We start from the raw sequence: 16,516 nt of genomic DNA, 5'->3' as shown, positions 1-16,516 counted from the left end.
TTCTCTTGAGAAAGGTGACGTTCATGCTTTTTGGTAAAACGATCCTGGTGACCGGCGTGGCTTCCGGCATCGGCGCCCGCACGGCGGAGCTGGCCGGCCAGATGGGTGCCGAGGTCATCGGCGTCGATGTGCGCGAACCGGTGGGTGGAAGCGCTGCCTTCATCAAGGGCGATCTTTCGACCGCCGCTGGCGTTGCCGAGATCGTCGCGCAGCTTCCGGCGCGCCTCGACGCACTCGCCAATGTCGCCGGCCTCTCCGGCAACACCGGCGTCGTCTCGACACTCGCCGTCAATTTCTACGGCCTCCGCGCCCTGTCCGAAGCCGTGGCGCCCCGCCTGCGCGAAGGCGGCGCCATCGTCAACGTCGCCTCGATCGCCGGCTACGGCTGGCGCGCCAATCTCGAGCGGGCAAAATCGCTGACATCAATTGAAGGCTTTCCCGAAGTGGCGGCGGTCGTCGCTGAGAACCATCTCAAGGATGAGGAAGGCTACCCGCTCTCCAAGGAGCTGCTGCTGCTCTGGACCATGCGCGCCGCCCATCAGCCACGGTTCAAGAACCGCGGCATCCGGGTCAATGCGGTCAGCCCCGGGCCGGTGGAAACGCCGATCCTCAAGCAGTTCCGCGCCGTTCTCGGCGACGCCAGGGTCGATAGCGACATTACCCGCGTCGGCCGCGCCGGCACCTCCGCCGATATCGCGCCCGCCGTGCTCTTCCTCTGCTCGGATGGCGGCCGCTGGATTAACGGCGCCAATCTTGCCGTCGACGGCGGCCTCGAAGCTTCCATCAACGCCGAAGTCCTCGGCTTCTAGTTCTTGTCCCAAGGAGACCTCCGATGAATATTTCCCTCCTCATAAACGGCGCCGACCGCGCAGCCTCCGGCGGCCGGACCTATGATCGTTTCGATCCCTTCACCGAGAAGCTCGCAAGCCGCGCCGCCGCGGCAAGCCTGGACGACGTTGCCGCAGCCGTCGATGCCGCCGCCGCCGCCTTCGGCACCTGGTCGAAGACCGGCCCCGGCCAGCGCCGCGCGATCCTGATGAAGGCTGCCGATATCATGGATTCCAAAGTCGGCGAGTTTACCCGGCTGATGATCGAGGAGACCGGCGCGACCGCGCCCTGGGCCGGCTTCAATGTCATGCTCGCCGCCAACATCCTGCGCGAGGCTGGCGCCATGACGACGCAGATATCAGGCGAAATCATCCCTTCCGACAAACCCGGCACGCTCGCCATGGGTGTTCGCCAGGCCGCCGGCGTCTGCCTGGCGATCGCTCCCTGGAACGCGCCCGTCATCCTCGCCACCCGCGCCATCGCCATGCCGATTGCTTGCGGCAACACCGTCGTCCTCAAGGCATCCGAACAATGCCCCGGCACACACCGGCTGATTGCCACTGTGCTGACCGAAGCGGGCCTGCCGGCCGGTGTCGTCAATGTCATCACCAACGCGCCGGAGGATGCGCCTGAGATCGTCGCGGCGCTGATTGCCCATCCGGCCGTCAAGCGCGTGAACTTCACCGGATCGACCAAGGTCGGCAGGATCATCGCCGAGACCTGCGGCAAGCATCTCAAGCCCGCCCTTCTTGAGCTCGGCGGCAAGGCGCCACTCGTCATCCTCGACGACGCCGATATCGACGGTGCCGTCAATGCCGCCATTTTCGGCGCCTTCATGCATCAGGGCCAGATCTGCATGTCGACGGAGCGCATCATCGTCGACGAGACGATCGCCGATCAGTTCGTCGCCAAACTGGCCGCCCGCGCCAGCCAGCTGCCGGCCGGCGACCCACGTGGCCACGTCGTTCTCGGCTCGCTGATCAGCCTCGATGCGGCGAAGAAAATGGAGGAGCTGATCGCCGATGCTACTGCCAAGGGTGCAAAGCTCGTGGCCGGCGGCAAGCGCTCGGGAACCGTGGTCGAGGCGACGCTGCTCGATCACGTCACGCCCGAGATGCGTGTCTACTCGGAAGAATCCTTCGGCCCGGTCAAGCCTATCATTCGCGTCTCCGGCGAGGATGAAGCCATCCGCATCGCCAACGACACCGAATACGGCCTATCGGCGGCCATCTTCAGCCGGAATGTCCAGCGGGCAATGGCGGTTGCGGCACAAATCGAATCCGGCATCTGCCACATCAATGGCCCGACCGTGCACGACGAGGCGCAAATGCCTTTCGGCGGCGTCAAGGGCAGCGGCTACGGCCGCTTCGGCGGCAAGGCGGCGATCGCCGAATTCACCGACCTGCGCTGGATCACGGTCGAGGATTCCGCCCAGCACTATCCTTTCTGAGGTCGACAGCGGCGAAGGGCAGATCACGCCAATTCAAGCGATAGAGCGTCCTGTCGGACACGCGGCGCTCTATCGCAGTTGTAGCCCGGTCATTGCGGTCATCACCCGGCCTGGACCAAGATCCTCTTACTCATCGCGCTTCAGATCTTTGGGAACGGTATATTTCGATCCGTCGTAACGCAGCCGGTGTTTGCCAATCGTCGTTTTGTCTTCGCTCTGGCAATCACCATCCTTTCCGATCGTGGCGACGGAGGTGGTGGTTTTTTCGGCTACGACTATGTCGGCAAACACGCCTTTTGCTGGTGAACCCATTGAAAGCGTGCGCGTGGTTTCATTGAACTCACCGGCACAGGCGGTATCCCATTCTCCGTGGTTCTCGCTGACGACAATATTGTCGAGAACCGGCTTCAGCCCATCAGCGTCGACTGAGAAGAGCCATAAGGTCGTTTCGCCGAATGGATTGGCGCGCGAGCTACCTTCCAGCGTAACACGCAGTCCAAAAGCCGTTTTCCCAGGAGCGAGTTGATAACGTGCGGTATCGAAGGCGACGCTTTCTACATGAATGGCATCGTCGGACATCAGTCCCTGAAGACGCAGGCGCTGCTTTACATGAAGATTGGTGCTGTCGACCACGAGCAGTTCGATGTCCCCCTCGTTTTCCGAATCCGACTGCTCTGTCATCAATGGGACAGCAACAAGCGTCAGTTGCGGTTGAGCTGGCCAGATCCGGCAAATCACCCGACGCGGATCGCCGTCGACATTGTCGTCTGTCGGCAATGTGATGGTTGCGCCCTCAAACAGAAAAGCGTCGTCGGCGTTGTTGGCACCCGGATAGGCAAGACGGATGATGTCTGAGGCGCGGCCGGCGCATTCGTTCTGGCCCGCCGATGCCGCTGGAGCGCTGACGGCAACGCCGAGCCCGATCAGAACGATCAGTTCGAAGAATGAAGCGCGGGCGTTCGAAAGCTGCGTCAATTGCAAATCCCTCCACAAAGCCACAGGCATATTCGAAACGTGACATTTGGCAATATTGGGAGAATCGAAAAATATCAGCGGCCAAGGACCGAACAACGTCAGTTGGCCGCGACAATGCTACAGCAATCGGAGGCGTTCATCTGTGGCCGACCGACAACCTATATTCCTAAGTTGAGTGCGATGGCTGCCTGTGCCACGCACCAGATCGAGCTGCGGGCTCAAGCCTGGAACCAAAACCCTGTCACGCGTATTCGTCTAGTTTTCGAACTTATGTCGGGTGGACAAATGGCCTTGCACCTCAAACGAATCTACGAGCCGAAAGACGACAAGGACGGCACGCGCATCTTGGTCGACCGGCTGTGGCCGAGATCACCCAGTCGATGCGCAAGGACGAGCAGATCATCATCGTCCAGGGCCATAGCCCGATCCGTTGCGGCCGGGCGATCTATTTCCGGCGAGAGGATATGGACGCGCAAGCAAAGGCCAATCGCTTCGTGCGGACTTGACGATCTCACACGTTCAGCAGTGCCGTCCGAGTTGCCTTGGGTAACGTCTGCGATAAGCGCCTTTGCACACCGCTCTCGCACGGAAGGCGCCAAGGACTTCTGAGGAACCGAGGCGAACATGGCCGCTGAAATCGCGAATACAACTATGAAATGGCGTCCGGCTTCGGAGATGACAGCATCCGGCTCCGTTGACCTTCAAATCCTAGATGACGGTGACCGAGTCACCATCGGCCGCGCACCGAGTTCGTGCGCAAACCCTGATTCGAGCTCTCAGCGCCCGCTCAGCGGAATCGGCTGACCTCCGTGGCCGACTTGCGGAGACGGATGAACTCGCGCAGCAGCGGCAGGAAGAATGCTGACGCTTGCGGTCTGGATGAGCTCGTAATTCATGAGCGGCCTGTCTCGTCCTCGCTGGCGTAGGCCTCGACGGCGTTTTCGAACTCGGCAAACAGTTCATCGGGCATCGTTTCGATGGTACCGGCGGCGCGCCGATCCGACTGCCTCATCAGCCGCTGGTAGTCTTCGATATTGAGGAGGATCAGTCGGGGTTTATTCCGCTGGGTGATGGTCACTGGATGGCGCAGGGCTTCGGCGATGATGTCGCCAGACTTACGGGAGAGGTCGCTGGTTGAATAGGAACCGCTTGACTTAGACATATGGGTCACCTTGTTGCTGTATTTGTTGTAAAATACAGCATTTCCAACAGTGCTGCAAGTTTGCTGGTTGGAGACGTTACGATCATGCCTGGAAAGTAGCCGTGGGTGTCCCGTCATTGCCGTTCAGCCTCAGACGACTGAGCCATCGCCAATTGGCGGCGGCCGTCGTCCGCCGTCTCTCAGCATCTGAAGCGTCTTTACCACGAGGATCAAATTGCGCGCACCGCATGAACGGGGATATCAGTTTCTAGCGTGATTTCCTGAATTATCGAGGCCAGTGAACCGAGTTCATCGTCGGTCAACCGAACCAATGTCGGAAACTTGACCTTGACCCCACCGTCATCGGCCATCAAAGCGTTGATCCAGTTGCCGCCGTTGATGCGGTATTCATGCGTGTCGTCGTCGATCTCCAAATCATCCAGCAGATTGATGGTGAAGTGCCCGAATATCTCGGTCTCGCCCTGCAGCTGACAGGCAATGAATTCGTCATCTCCGACGAGAAGGTTTCGTTCCAATTCCATGATGACAAGGATCCGAGCGATTGCCGCCTCGAGCCCTTCAATCAGGCAGTCATGAAGCTCTCGCGAGAAATCGGTGTCGTCGCCGAAGCGGTTTGCGAGGACGACGAGCCGGAACCCGGCAAGCTTGGTGTACAGCGTGAGGGTGTTTCATCAGCAGGAGCGGGAGGGAATAGCCACCCGCCGGGCGGCGGCCTTGGCTCCTGCCCATACCGCCAGTTCCGGGCCGCGGAAACTGATGATGACTGTGGCGGAGGTGAAGGAGTTCAAGGCTTCCCGGGGCGGCCAGAAAATCGTCGTTCGTCACCTTCCCTTCCCCTTTATGATCGAGGAACGGACCTGGAAGCGGTTAAGCGCCAGATATGAGACGGAGCTGGAACTCTGGCGGTCGAGCGAGGACTTCCATCTGACTATGATTGCGACCTTCGGGATATCAGGCGCGGGGATCGCGTCCATCGAGGAGCTCGTCATAATGGTGGTCAACGAGAATTGGATCCCATTCGAGAGTATGCAAGAGCAACATCTCCTGGAACGGCTTTCAAGGCTGAAGCGAAAGAGCGTGAAAGGCCTGCGTTTCAATCTCGCGCGCGGGCAACCGGTCGTCTCGGTCACCTTACCGGAACAACGCCCGGCTCCCATCGCCATGTTCATCGTGGCTCCGGGTGCCGGCGAAGATTTCGAGAAGGCGTTGGCTGAGATGATCGAGACGAGACCGGAGATTATACCGTGGATCTGGCGGGTCGCCGAAGGGGAAATGCCGCAGCTTCCATGATCGGACAAGCGAAATGTCTTGCTTCGGCCAAGCCGACGAGCGAATCACGGTGCGACGAATACATTGAGCGTGCTCTGGATCTCTCGCTTCGAGGCGTCGAAAGCCTGGATGAGTTCGTGCGGATCCAACGACGTAGTTTCTTGCGAAAGAGCGACACCTTTGGTCAGGGAGCGCAATCTTGAGATCGTTATGATGCGCCGCTTGTGGCAATGAACGCGCGCAATGCTGCCGCCATAGGTGTGCCGGCGACAGCGAGATCGCGTACCGTGCTCATGTGATTGCCGTCTGCGACCTGCGATGCCCGCACGTCAAGCCCTTGGGCGGCAAGAATGTCCCTGAACGCATTCGCCTGGATTTTGAAAGGATCAGTTTCCTGTTCGCCGGTCATGACAGCGACACGCGTTGCAGGATCGTGCTCGTGACGCATGGGCGTAAACCGTCGCACCTCCTCGTCGCTCAAGGCAATCTCGTCCTGCAGGAAGGACGTCTGCAGGGGTTCGAGATCGTATATCCCGCCAAGCAGGAAAGCGGCGACTACCCCCGAAGGCGCTGGCGAGCGATGGAAGAGAAAGGTTGCAAGATGTGCACCGGCGGAGTGGCCGCTGACGGAGAGCCGCCTTGACGTGGCGCCAAAACGATCGGCATTCGCCAGTAGGAAAGCCTTGGCTTTCAGGACCTGACCAACCAGGGCGTCCATTCTCGCGATGGGCATCAACGAATAATCGACGATGGCTGCGACCGCGCCGGCGCCGGTGATGGTCTCAGCGACGCAGGAATAGTCCGCCTTGGAAAACATCCGCCAATAACCACCATGGATGAACATGTGGATCGGCATGTCCGAGCCGGCACTGTCTGGCAGGAAGATATCGAGCGTCTCGCCAGGCCTATCCCCGTAGGCGATGTTGGCCTCCATGGCGACAGTGCGCCGCGTTGCAAGGCTGCGAGCTCGGATATCGCCAACGATCGCGTCGAAATCTGCGACATGGTCACGAATGCGGAACGGATCGGCGGCCACAGGTTTCTCCCTCAGAAACTTGTCGCAATGTACTTGGCTTCCATGAACTCGGCGATACCGTGATGCTGCCCTCCTTCACGTCCAAGGCCGCTCTGTTTCACACCGCCAAAGGGGGCAGCGGGATCGGAGACCAGTCCACGATTAAGCGCAATCATGCCGGCCTCGACCTTGGAGGCGACGCGCATGCCACGGCCAATGTCGCGGGTATAGATGTAGGCGGCGAGGCCATATTCCGTATCGTTGGCGGCAGCGATGACTTCTGCCTCGCTCTCGAAACGGTAGAGCGGCGCGACGGGACCGAAAATCTCCTCGCACCCCATGTCGGAGGCCGGGGAAACATCGATAAGCACCGTCGGCGGATAAAAAAAGCCGCGTCCTGCCAATGTTCGTCCGCCGCAGAGCGCGCGCGCGCCGCGCGAAATGGCGTCCGTAACAAGGCGCTCGATCTTCTCCACCGCCTTGCGCGTGATCATCGGACCGCATTCCGTATCCAGATCCACACCCGGGCCGACCTTGAGGGCGGACATGCGTCGGGTAAATTTCTCCACGAAGGCATCGTGGATACCGGACTGGACATAAATGCGGTTTGCCGCCGTGCAGGCCTCACCTGCATTGCGCATTTTCGCGACCATCAGACCCTCGATCGCCGCGTCGATGTCCGCATCGTCGAAAACGATGAACGGCGCGTTGCCGCCAAGTTCCATGGAGCAGGAGATGACATTTTTCGCCGCTTCCGCCAGAAGCGTGCGGCCGACGCCCGTCGAGCCTGTGAAGGAGAGTTTTCGCACCCGCGGGTCGGCCAGCATGGCGGTGATGACGGGCCCCGGCGTCGATGTTGTCATCACGTTCACGACGCCCGGCGGCACACCGGCCTCCTCGTAGAGAGCCGCAAGCGCATAGGCCGTCAGCGGCGTCTCGCTCGCCGGCTTCAGGATGACGGTGCAGCCTGCGGCAAGGGCAGGCGCGATCTTGCGGGTCGCCATCGCAGCCGGGAAATTCCACGGTGTGATGAGAACGCAGATGCCGATAGGTTGGTAATCGACGACGATGCGGTTTCCGCCGGCCGGGGCAAGGCCAAACTCACCAGAGATCCGCACCGCCTCCTCGGCGTTCCAACGAAAGAACTCCGCCGCATAGGCCACCTCGCCGCGCGCGTCACGCAACGCCTTCCCGTTCTCGAGCGAAATGAGCCTGGCAAGCGTTTCGGAGCGCTCCACCATAAGTTCAAAGCAGCGGTGCAGGATCTCGGAACGCTTTCTCGGCGCCATCTCGCGCCAGCTTTCCGCGGCGCTTGCCGCAGCCTCCACGGCCGCTGCCGCATCCGCAAGGGTCGCATCCGGCACGGCGGCAATGACCGCCTCGGTCGAGGGGTCGATCACCTCGATCCGACCCTTGCCCACCGCAGGCTGCCAGGCGCCGCCAATATAGAGGCCGCGGGAGAACGCGCTGAGCCCGAAGGGATCGTGGTCTGGATGCGCAGAATGCTGGTTGACGTTCATGATGGTTTCCAAGTCAGAGGGCGGAAGCGGCCAGGTCGCCGTCATAGGCGGCCCGCACCAGGCCGCGCATGGCAGCCGTATCGAAGGAGCGTGGATTGTTCTTGATCAGCCGGCCGATGCCGAGCGCCTGCTCTGCGGCCCAGTCGATCCTGTCTTCCGGCAGGCCGAGCCCGGCAAGCGTCGGCGCGATGCCGATCGCGGCGAAGAGGCGGCTCACCTCGCCGATCGCGGCATCGGCAACAGTCTCGTCGTCCTCCACTCCGGTCGGATCAAGGCCGAGCGCCCTACCGACAATGGCGATGTCCGCGCCCGCGACGCGGCGATTATATGTCATCACATAGGGCAGCATGGTCGCAACCCCGAGGCCGTGCGGCGTATGGGTCAAGGCACCGACCGGATATTGCACGGCATGGGCCGCAGCGGTACCCGCCGTTCCGAAGGCGCAGCCGGCTGCGAGCGCACCCATCATCACATCGGCGCGCGCATCGATGTCGGCGCCGTCGACGAAGGCCTTTTCCAAGCTCCGGCTGAGGAGCCGGATGGCATGCAGCGCGAACTGGTCAGAGAGATCGCTCTTGCCGATGAAGACATGCTGCTGCGCGAGTTCAGGATCGCCGGGGCGGCGCATGGCCGTGAAGGCTTCGATGGCATGCGTCAAAGCATCCGCACCGGCAATCGCGGTGAGCCCAGGTGGGCAGGATAAGGTCAGGTCCGGGTCGCAGATCGCCGCTGCGGCGATGAGATATGGGCTGGAAATGCCAACCTTCAGGATACGGTCAGAATCAGAAACAACCGCGACCGGCGTCACCTCGGAGCCCGTGCCTGCCGTCGTCGGCACGGCGATCACCGGCAGGACGGGCGCCGGCACCTTGAACTCACCGTAATAATCGGCGAGGGCGCCGCCGTGAGCGAGCATAAGCGAAGCGCATTTCGCCATGTCGAGACAGCTGCCGCCGCCGATGCCGATCACCATATCGGGCTCAAAACCGCGTGCGGCCTCAACGCAAACCGCGACCGTATCTTGCGGCACGTCCGGCAGCGTGCGGTCATGCACCAGCACGACAATGCCGGCTGCTTCAAGCGCGGCGATCATTTCCGCGAAGACCGGTGTTGCGGCAAAACGCGCATCCGTGCAGACGAGTGCGCGCCGGCCGGTTCTGCTGGCGACGCTCGCGAGCGCATGGCGCTGGCCGACGCCAAACAGGATTTCCCGCGGCAGCCTCAAGGCGGCAAACAGGCTCATGATCTTTGTCCCTCGAAGGCCAGAATGCGAGGGCGCGAAAGCGCGTTGAGGTCTTCCCAGAGGCGCTGGTCGATCTCGAACCCGTTGCGGCTTGCTGCCGCCCGCCTCCGGCGGGCACGATCGCCCGGGACGAGAACCGGTTCGCCAGCGCTGGCGGGTGGTGAACCGCGCACGGCATCGAGGTAGGTCGACAGTCGCGCCGGCAGTCCCGGCGCCAGACTGGGTTCGATCAAGATGAAGACGTCACCCTTGTTGCACGGCGGCTGGCTGTCGAGCGTGCCGCGCACATCCGGCGCGAGCGCCGAGCCGGCAAGAGCTGCCACCAGCAGCTCCAAAGCGATGCCGAGGCCGTAGCCCTTCGCGTCGCCGAAGGGCGCAATCGCGCCGGCCTTCGCATGCCCCGGATCGGTCGTCGGGTTGCCGGCCGCATCGCGCGCCCATCCCTCGGGAATGGGCCTGCCGGTCGCCGCGTGATGATGGATCCTGCCCATCGGCACGAGGCTGGTGGCAAGGTCGAGCACGAGCGGTTCTTCGGCCGTCGGCACGGCGATGGCGATGGGGTTGGTGCCGAGCATGGCCCGGGTACCGCCGAAAGGATGGACCAGCGCCTCGCTCGACGAGAGCGCGATGCCGACGAAACCGATTGCGGCGATGGCCTCCACATAATGCGCGAGCATGCCGAGATGGTTGGCATTGCGCACGGCGACAAGGCCGATACCAAGATCGGGAATGTGAGGCGCCAGCCGCTCGATCGCGGCCATGGCAACGACGGGGCCAAATCCCGACGAACCCTCCACTTCCAGCACCGCATCCGCGCGCCAGCGCTGCGTGCCCTTCGTCTGTGGGTCAATGACCCCGCGTTCGATCCGTTCGACCAGCCGCGGAAGCCGGTACAGGCCATGCGAGGGGTGCCCCTTCATCTCCGCTGCTACCAGGACGCGAGCCTGCAGGGCCGCATGGTCACGCGGTGCGCCATGCTCTTCCAGCAGGCGGGTGGCAAGCGCGAGGGCTGCTGCTTCGGATAGGCGCATGATTTTTCCTCCCTATATTAAATCGTATAGGATATAGGATTGTCTTGGCCGCAGCATCGTGCTAGCGATTGAACCTGTCAAGAGGCAAGGCAGCAGATGATTTCGACGAGACCGAAGGAACCCTCAACGGGCACAACCCAGATACCGCGCGCCAACAGCCTGGCGGGCGACGTCTACGAGGCAATCTTCAACCAGCTCATGTCGTTGAAGATTGCGCCGGGGACGCGCATCACGGTCGACAACCTGGTCAAGGAGTTCAACGTCTCCCATACGCCGATCCGCGAAGCCCTCGGCCGGCTTGAAGGCGAAGGCCTCGTCGTCAAGCAGCATCTCGTTGGCTATCGTGCCGCGCCGCAGATCACGCGCCACCGCTTCGACGAGCTCTATGAACTGCGTCTGCTGTTGGAACCTGCCGGCGCTGCGAAGGCAGCCGAGGCGATGAACGACGGAAAGCTCGCCATTCTCACCGAGGCCGCGGGCGTGATGACACGCAGCGACGACAGGGACGAACGAGCGAACTATTCGGCTTTCGCGCGCCAGGATGCCATCTTTCACGACCGGATCATGGAATTTGCCGGCAACGAGTTGATCCGCGAGATGCTGACATTCCAGCACACGCATTTCCATATCTTCCGCCTGATGTTCCATCGCCGCGTCACCGAGGAGGCGCTCGCCGAGCATCAGACGCTGCTCGATGCCTTTGCGGCGCGCGACCCGGGCGCGGCTGCGAACGCAATGCGCATTCATATCGAACATTCGCGCGACCGGCTGTTGCCGGCATTCGACGAAATCTGAGCAACCGCGCCGGGCAAGGACGAGCCTGCCCGACCTGACAACGAGGAGGAGAACCCATGCCAGGCAAGAAAATCCTGATGCTCACCGGCGATTTCACCGAGGAGTACGAAATCTTCGTCTATCAGCAGGCGATGGAGGCGGTCGGCCACACTGTGCACGTTGTGTGCCCGGACAAGAAGGCCGGCGACATCCTCAGGACGTCGCTGCACGATTTCGAGGGAGACCAGACCTACACCGAAAAACTCGGGCACAATGTCACCATCAACAAGACGTTTTCCGAGGCCGAGAACCAGCTCGACCAGTATCATGCCGTCTACTGCGCCGGCGGGCGTGGACCGGAATATATCCGCACCGACAAGCGGGTGCAGGCAATGGTGCGTCATTTCCACGAGCAGAAGAAGCCGATCTTCACCATCTGCCACGGGGTCCAGATCCTGATCGCGGTCGACGGTGTCGTTCGCGGCAAGAAGGTGGGTGCACTTGGGGCCTGCGAACCCGAAGTCACCCTGGCGGGCGGAACCTATATCGACCTCTCGCCAACCGAAGCCTATGTCGATGGCACGATGGTTTCGGCCAAGGGCTGGACGGCGCTCGCCGCCTTTATCCGCGAATGCCTGAAGGTGCTGGGAACGGAGATCCACCACACCTGAGACGACGGTACCAAATAGCAGAAGGCCTAGCAGGTGACATCTGCCAGGCCTTCTTTGCGGTTTGGCCTGCAATCACGCTCCACCGCGGTTCCAGCCGCGGCCACGGTCGCCGAACATTTCATAGCCGCCATCGGTGATCGCGAGCGTATCCTCCAACTTGATGAATCCGCGCTTTGGGTGAAGCATCGTCGTCTCGACCGAGATCACGCTCCCGGCTTCCATCGGCTTGTCGGCATCGATGCCATCATATGTGACGGGGTGGTTCGTCATCAGGAATGGCGCTTCGTGGGTGATGAGGCCCATGCCATGGCAGAAAAAGTCGGTGAAGGCCGCCGATGGCGAGGCCTCGAGCTCGGCTTCCGCTGCTACGATTATCTCCCTGCCCGCAACCCCTGCCCTGACCTTGGCGAAGGCCGCTTGCTGGATGCATTCGACTTCGGCCAGAAGGTCCTCCAGCTCCGCATCCGGCTCGCCGAGCACACCCATGCGGCAGAGGTCACCGATATATCCGTGATAGTTGCCGCCGGAATCGATCGACAGGATCTCGCCCTCGACCCAGGCTTGCGGCGAGCCCGCGCGGTTGTGGCTGGAGCCAAGCGTCAGCAGGCAGTATTCGAAGTGCAGGCCGCGGTTCGTTTCCTCCCGGCGCAGCTGCTCGATGATCTCCATCTTCGTCGAGCCGGCGCGGGCCGCCGCGATCGTCGCCAGCATAGAGTCGGTAATCAGTTCGGAGGCGCGTCTCAGCTTTGCCAGTTCGTCCGGCGTCTTGACGGCCCTTAGCCGCTCCAACACATGCGTGGCATCGACAAATCGAGCGCCCTCCAGCCGAGAGGCAAGCAGGTCGCGGGCGTCGGATGGCAGGAAGGCTGGCTCGATGCCGATGCGCCCACCGGTCTTGCCGATTTTCTTTAGGTGCTCGACGGCGAGCCCGGCGGCATCCTGCGTGCCCCAGGTCGCCGTATGCACGGAGGGCGTCCAGAATGGATTGTTCTGGTGCTCTGCGCCCTCCATGCGGTTGCCCACATAGGCGGAGTGATCGGGCGCGCCTTTCTCATAAATCACCATCGGCAGATATCGGCTATGCCCGATCGCATCCATGGCGGCGAAGAAGATGAACTTATAGCCGCCCATGAGGTATTGCGTGTTGTGTTTGGAGGTGGCGACGATGACGTCGATACCGGCTTCCTCCATGAGACGGTCGAGCTTGGCCGTATCGAACGGCGTCACGGCGGCCTGCTTTGTTTGCCCTGTATTGTCGTTCATTGTCTTCCTCCCAGAAAATGGATGCGACGCTTCAGAAGCCCGGCGGCAGCAGGCGGAAGTCCGGCAAATCGCGAAGCGCAAGCTCCGGCCCCGCCGGTGAGTAGACCACGAAGAGGAGCATTGGCCCGCCGCCAGTGTTCTTCGTCGAATGGAAGCGACTTTCGGGAACATAGATCGTGCAGCCGCTGGCGACCTTCCGCGTGATCGGATTACCCGTCTCGTCCTCGACCATCTGCTCGCCCTTGCCGGAAATCACAAAAATGATTTCCTCCGCGCCAGGATGATTGTGGCGGGAATGCCCCTCGCCGCTTGGCAGTTCGACGACACCGCCGGAAAACCGGCTGGCGCCGTTGACCTCGGGCGCCACAGTCAGCGACAGCTTGCCCCAGTCGAAACCGAAGGCGCTCACATCCTTAGGATAAATGAAGTACTTGTCCTTTACCATGAAACGGCTCCTCCACGTCCTTCCTCAGACGACCGCGCCGATGGCGAGCGCCTTGAAATCTTCCGTCTGCTTGCGAATTGCCGCCTCTGCCGGCAGGCGCTCCATCGAGCTTGCGCCATAAAAGCCGTGGCAGCCAGGGCAACGCTCGAGAACGTAGCGCGCATCCTCCGGCATGGAGATCGGGCCGCCGTGGCAGAGCACGATGATGTCGTCGCGCACGGAACGTGCCGCCTTGGAAATTGCAGCGATCTCATCGACGCAGTCATCGAGGGACTTGCCGGAGGTGGCCCCGATCGTGCCGCCGGTCGTCACGCCCATATGCGCCACGACGATGTCGGCCCCGGCCGCCGTCATGGAGATAGCCTCGCTCTCGTTGAAGACATAGGGGGTCGTCAGCAGGTCGAGCCCGTGGGCGGTGGCGATCATCTCGACCTCCAGATTGTAGCTCATGCCTGTCTCCTCGAAACTCTGCCGCATCCGGCCATCGAAGAGGCCGATGGTGGGGAAGTTCTGTACGCCGGAAAAGCCCATTGCCTTGAGGTCGGCGAGGAAGCGCGGCATCAGCACGAAGGGGTCCGTGCCGTTGACGCCGGCGAGAACCGGCGTCTTTTTCACGACCGGCAACACTTCAAGTGCCATGTCCTTGACGATCTCGTTGGCATTGCCATAGGCCAGCAGTCCGGCCGCCGAACCGCGCCCCGCCATCCGGTAGCGCCCGGAATTGTAGATAATGATGAGGTCGATGCCGCCTGCCTCCTCGGCCTTGGCGGAGATGCCCGTGCCGGCGCCGCCGCCGACGATCGGCACGCCGGCTGCGATCATGCCGTGAAATTTTTCGAGGATGGTGTTGCGCGGTATGACTGGCATCGATTTGTCTCTCAGGGGTTGGCGATGTCACGATAGGCTGCGACGGCGGCCTCGGCGAAATCTGGGTCGTTGATATGGAACGGCAGGCGAATAATACGTCGCGACGCCGTCGGCTTCACCGTCGCCTCGAGCGCGGCAAAAAGCGCGGCGTTGGCTTGCGGATCGAAGAACGCACCGCCTTCGATGTCGAGGGCCGAAACGCCCTTTTCGGGAATGAGGAAGCGTAGGGGGCCGTGGCAGAGATTGAGCTTGTCGCCGATCCAGCGGCCAATCTGCGCACATTCGGCCGACGTTGTGCGCATCAAGGTGACGTTCGGGTTGTGCCGGTAAAACAGCCGGCCGGCATAGCGCTCAGGAACGGTCTCCGGCGCCCAGAAATTCACCATGTCGAGCGCACCAACCGAACCGACATAGGGCAAGCCTTTGCGAGCAATGGCGCCGAAACGGTCCGAGGTGGCGGGCAAGACGCCGCCGAAAAGCAGGTCGCAGACCTCGGTCGTCGTGATGTCGAGCACGCCAGAGATGAGCTCGCTGTCGGCAAGCTTCTCCATCGCCCGCCCGCCCGTGCCTGTGGCGTGGAAGACCAGGCAATCATAGTCCGCCCGAAGGCGCTCGGCCATGGCGGATACGGCAGGTGTGGTAACGCCGAACATGGTAAGCCCGAGGGCCGGTTTGGATGCAGTCACCTCAGCCGGGCGGCGGGCCATGGCGGTGATCGCCTGGGCGGCGTTGTGAAGGATGACGCGGCTCAGCCGGTTCAGGCCCGCCATGTCCGTGACCGAGGGCATCATCACGATGTCGGAAACATCGACATAGGGAGCAACGTCGCCGGATGCGAGCGTCGAGACCATGATCTTTGGCAGACCGAGCGGCAATTGGCGCATGCCTGCGGTAATGATCGAAGTGCCCCCGCCTCCACCGATACCGATGACGCCGGCGATATCCTGGCGCTCCACGAGGAAACGCGCGAAGGCAATGCCCATCGCCTCGACCGCCCTTCCGCGGTCCCCGCTGGCAAGAACGGCTTCCGCCCCGTCAGGATGGCACGCCGCCACTGCGTCGGCCTTCACATCGACGGCGGTCGCAGGCTCGCCTATGCCGACGTCGACGCGGACAACACCCCCGCCCGCCGCTTCGATGCAAGCGGCCAGATACTCAAGCTCCTCGCCCTTCGTGTCGGCCGTGCCGACCACGTAGATCTGCTTCATTTCCCCTCCGCGACCGGGTGGATTTCCTCCCGGCATATCTCACGTTCGGGGCAAAGCGACGGGCCCTTGCAAAATTGTGAGACGTGCGTATCATAAAGACATGGATGTCTCACGTCAACAGAACGAAACAACCAGGACCGAGCGAGGCCCGCGTGCCCGAACGCGAAAACTGATGCTCGAAACGGCAACACGGCTCATGCAGTCCGGCATCACTCCGTCGGTAAGTGAAGTCGCCGAAGCGGCCGAAGTCTCGCGCGCGACGGCCTACCGTTACTTTCCGAGCCAGGCCGTGCTCGTGCATGCCGTGGTGGATGAGGCTCTGGGGCCGATACTCAGTTGGTCATCGGACAGCCCGGACGCACGCACCCGCGTTGCCGACCTCTTGGCGACCGCAATGCCGCGCATCGACGAGTTCGAGGCCACCTTCAAGGCGGCGCTGAAACTTTCGCTGGACCAGTGGGCGCAGCGCCAGGCGGGCACGCTCGGCAACGAGCCGCTGTTCAAGCGCGGCCACCGGGTCGACCTGCTGAAGAGCGTCACTGCCCCCCTGCAGGGCACCGTGCCGCCCGAATCCCGGGAACGCCTTGCGCAGGCTCTTTCGCTTGTCTTCGGCGTCGAGGTGCTGATCGTATTGAAGGATATCTGGGGCCTGACCTCGGAAGGCGCGCAGTCTGTTGCCGAGTGGGCCGCCAGGGCTCTTGTCGATACCGCATTACGGCAGGCAGAGAGCGAGGCATAACGTGGCACGCCCCAGACTTGGTGCACAAACTGGTTAGACCAGTGGCAGTAATATGT

16 protein-coding genes and 3 pseudogenes are annotated in these 16,516 nt (G+C 62.1%); 8 read left to right on the top strand and 11 right to left on the bottom strand.

Going from position 1 to position 16,516, the window contains the following annotated elements; translation table 11 throughout:
* Positions 1 to 23 precede the first annotated feature (23 nt).
* The gene (locus RLCC275e_RS26850) at positions 24 to 809 is read left to right on the top strand and encodes a coniferyl-alcohol dehydrogenase (protein ID WP_033183453.1); all 786 of its coding nucleotides are present in this window, start codon (positions 24 to 26) and stop codon (positions 807 to 809) included.
* Positions 810 to 832: 23 nt separating this feature from the next.
* Positions 833 to 2,278 carry an aldehyde dehydrogenase gene (locus RLCC275e_RS26845; RefSeq protein WP_033183454.1) on the top strand — a complete coding sequence of 482 codons (1,446 nt, stop codon included), beginning with the start codon at positions 833 to 835 and terminating at the stop codon, positions 2,276 to 2,278.
* A gap of 126 nt (positions 2,279 to 2,404) precedes the next feature.
* Here the strand turns inward: RLCC275e_RS26845 and RLCC275e_RS26840 are convergent, their stop codons facing one another.
* Positions 2,405 to 3,253, bottom strand: a complete 849-nt coding sequence (locus RLCC275e_RS26840) for a PA3715 family protein (RefSeq protein WP_033183455.1) — start codon at positions 3,251 to 3,253, stop codon at positions 2,405 to 2,407.
* A 285-nt stretch (positions 3,254 to 3,538) separates the two neighbouring features.
* On the opposite strand from RLCC275e_RS26840, the pseudogene RLCC275e_RS26835 reads away from it, so the two are divergent.
* Positions 3,539 to 3,634: pseudogene (locus RLCC275e_RS26835) on the top strand (DUF488 family protein, N3 subclade); the annotation flags it as partial.
* Positions 3,619 to 3,759: pseudogene (locus tag RLCC275e_RS26830) on the top strand (type IV secretory system conjugative DNA transfer family protein); the annotation flags it as partial. The pseudogenes RLCC275e_RS26835 and RLCC275e_RS26830, both read left to right, overlap by 16 nt.
* A gap of 386 nt (positions 3,760 to 4,145) precedes the next feature.
* Here RLCC275e_RS26830 and RLCC275e_RS26825 read toward each other — a convergent pair.
* Complete coding sequence (locus RLCC275e_RS26825; protein WP_033184543.1) at positions 4,146 to 4,415, bottom strand: type II toxin-antitoxin system prevent-host-death family antitoxin; 270 nt, start codon at positions 4,413 to 4,415, stop codon at positions 4,146 to 4,148.
* A 209-nt stretch (positions 4,416 to 4,624) separates the two neighbouring features.
* A complete protein-coding gene (locus RLCC275e_RS26820) occupies positions 4,625 to 5,071 on the bottom strand; it encodes a hypothetical protein (RefSeq protein ID WP_033184499.1) in 447 nt (148 codons plus the stop codon).
* Positions 5,072 to 5,075: 4 nt separating this feature from the next.
* On the opposite strand from RLCC275e_RS26820, the pseudogene RLCC275e_RS26815 reads away from it, so the two are divergent.
* A pseudogene (locus tag RLCC275e_RS26815) lies at positions 5,076 to 5,705 on the top strand (DUF1173 family protein); the annotation flags it as partial.
* A gap of 187 nt (positions 5,706 to 5,892) precedes the next feature.
* Here RLCC275e_RS26815 and RLCC275e_RS26810 read toward each other — a convergent pair.
* Genes RLCC275e_RS26810 through RLCC275e_RS26795 form a run of 4 tightly spaced genes read right to left on the bottom strand, consistent with a single transcriptional unit; the run spans position 5,893 to position 10,493 of the window.
* A complete protein-coding gene (locus RLCC275e_RS26810; protein ID WP_033184500.1) occupies positions 5,893 to 6,720 on the bottom strand; it encodes an alpha/beta hydrolase in 828 nt (275 codons plus the stop codon).
* Positions 6,721 to 6,731: 11 nt separating this feature from the next.
* Positions 6,732 to 8,219, bottom strand: coding sequence for an NAD-dependent succinate-semialdehyde dehydrogenase (locus RLCC275e_RS26805; RefSeq protein WP_033184545.1), 1,488 nt, complete (start codon positions 8,217 to 8,219; stop codon positions 6,732 to 6,734).
* 13 nt (positions 8,220 to 8,232) lie between these two features.
* Positions 8,233 to 9,462 carry an iron-containing alcohol dehydrogenase gene (locus tag RLCC275e_RS26800; RefSeq protein ID WP_033184501.1) on the bottom strand — a complete coding sequence of 410 codons (1,230 nt, stop codon included), beginning with the start codon at positions 9,460 to 9,462 and terminating at the stop codon, positions 8,233 to 8,235.
* A complete protein-coding gene (locus RLCC275e_RS26795) occupies positions 9,459 to 10,493 on the bottom strand; it encodes an Ldh family oxidoreductase (protein ID WP_033184502.1) in 1,035 nt (344 codons plus the stop codon). The genes RLCC275e_RS26800 and RLCC275e_RS26795 overlap by 4 nt, the downstream gene beginning before the upstream one ends.
* 96 nt (positions 10,494 to 10,589) lie before the next feature.
* Here RLCC275e_RS26795 and RLCC275e_RS26790 point away from each other — a divergent pair, with 96 nt between their 5' ends.
* Together RLCC275e_RS26790 and RLCC275e_RS26785 are read left to right on the top strand one after the other, a co-directional pair.
* Positions 10,590 to 11,288 carry a GntR family transcriptional regulator gene (locus tag RLCC275e_RS26790; RefSeq protein WP_033184503.1) on the top strand — a complete coding sequence of 233 codons (699 nt, stop codon included), beginning with the start codon at positions 10,590 to 10,592 and terminating at the stop codon, positions 11,286 to 11,288.
* A gap of 56 nt (positions 11,289 to 11,344) precedes the next feature.
* Positions 11,345 to 11,938, top strand: a complete 594-nt coding sequence (locus tag RLCC275e_RS26785; protein ID WP_003562944.1) for a DJ-1/PfpI family protein — start codon at positions 11,345 to 11,347, stop codon at positions 11,936 to 11,938.
* 72 nt (positions 11,939 to 12,010) lie between these two features.
* Here the strand turns inward: RLCC275e_RS26785 and RLCC275e_RS26780 are convergent, their stop codons facing one another.
* From RLCC275e_RS26780 to RLCC275e_RS26765, 4 genes are read right to left on the bottom strand one after another with little or no spacing between them, the layout of a single operon-like run.
* Entirely contained in the window at positions 12,011 to 13,201 is a 1,191-nt protein-coding gene (locus RLCC275e_RS26780; RefSeq protein ID WP_033184504.1) for a M24 family metallopeptidase, read from the bottom strand.
* A 31-nt stretch (positions 13,202 to 13,232) separates the two neighbouring features.
* Entirely contained in the window at positions 13,233 to 13,646 is a 414-nt protein-coding gene (locus tag RLCC275e_RS26775; protein ID WP_033184505.1) for a cupin domain-containing protein, read from the bottom strand.
* Positions 13,647 to 13,670: 24 nt separating this feature from the next.
* Entirely contained in the window at positions 13,671 to 14,513 is an 843-nt protein-coding gene (locus tag RLCC275e_RS26770; RefSeq protein WP_033184506.1) for a phosphoenolpyruvate hydrolase family protein, read from the bottom strand.
* Between the two features lie 11 nt (positions 14,514 to 14,524).
* Positions 14,525 to 15,721 (bottom strand): Tm-1-like ATP-binding domain-containing protein, encoded by a 1,197-nt coding sequence (locus RLCC275e_RS26765; RefSeq protein WP_033184507.1) that lies wholly within the window; start codon positions 15,719 to 15,721, stop codon positions 14,525 to 14,527.
* A gap of 100 nt (positions 15,722 to 15,821) precedes the next feature.
* On the opposite strand from RLCC275e_RS26765, the gene RLCC275e_RS26760 reads away from it, so the two are divergent.
* Complete coding sequence (locus RLCC275e_RS26760; RefSeq protein ID WP_033184508.1) at positions 15,822 to 16,460, top strand: TetR/AcrR family transcriptional regulator; 639 nt, start codon at positions 15,822 to 15,824, stop codon at positions 16,458 to 16,460.
* Positions 16,461 to 16,516: the final 56 nt, after the last annotated feature.

This window comes from Rhizobium brockwellii, from assembly GCF_000769405.2.
In the GTDB taxonomy this organism is placed as follows: domain Bacteria; phylum Pseudomonadota; class Alphaproteobacteria; order Rhizobiales; family Rhizobiaceae; genus Rhizobium; species Rhizobium brockwellii.
Note: the sequence above shows the minus strand (reverse complement) of the source record. Positions and strands in the feature narration are given on the sequence as shown.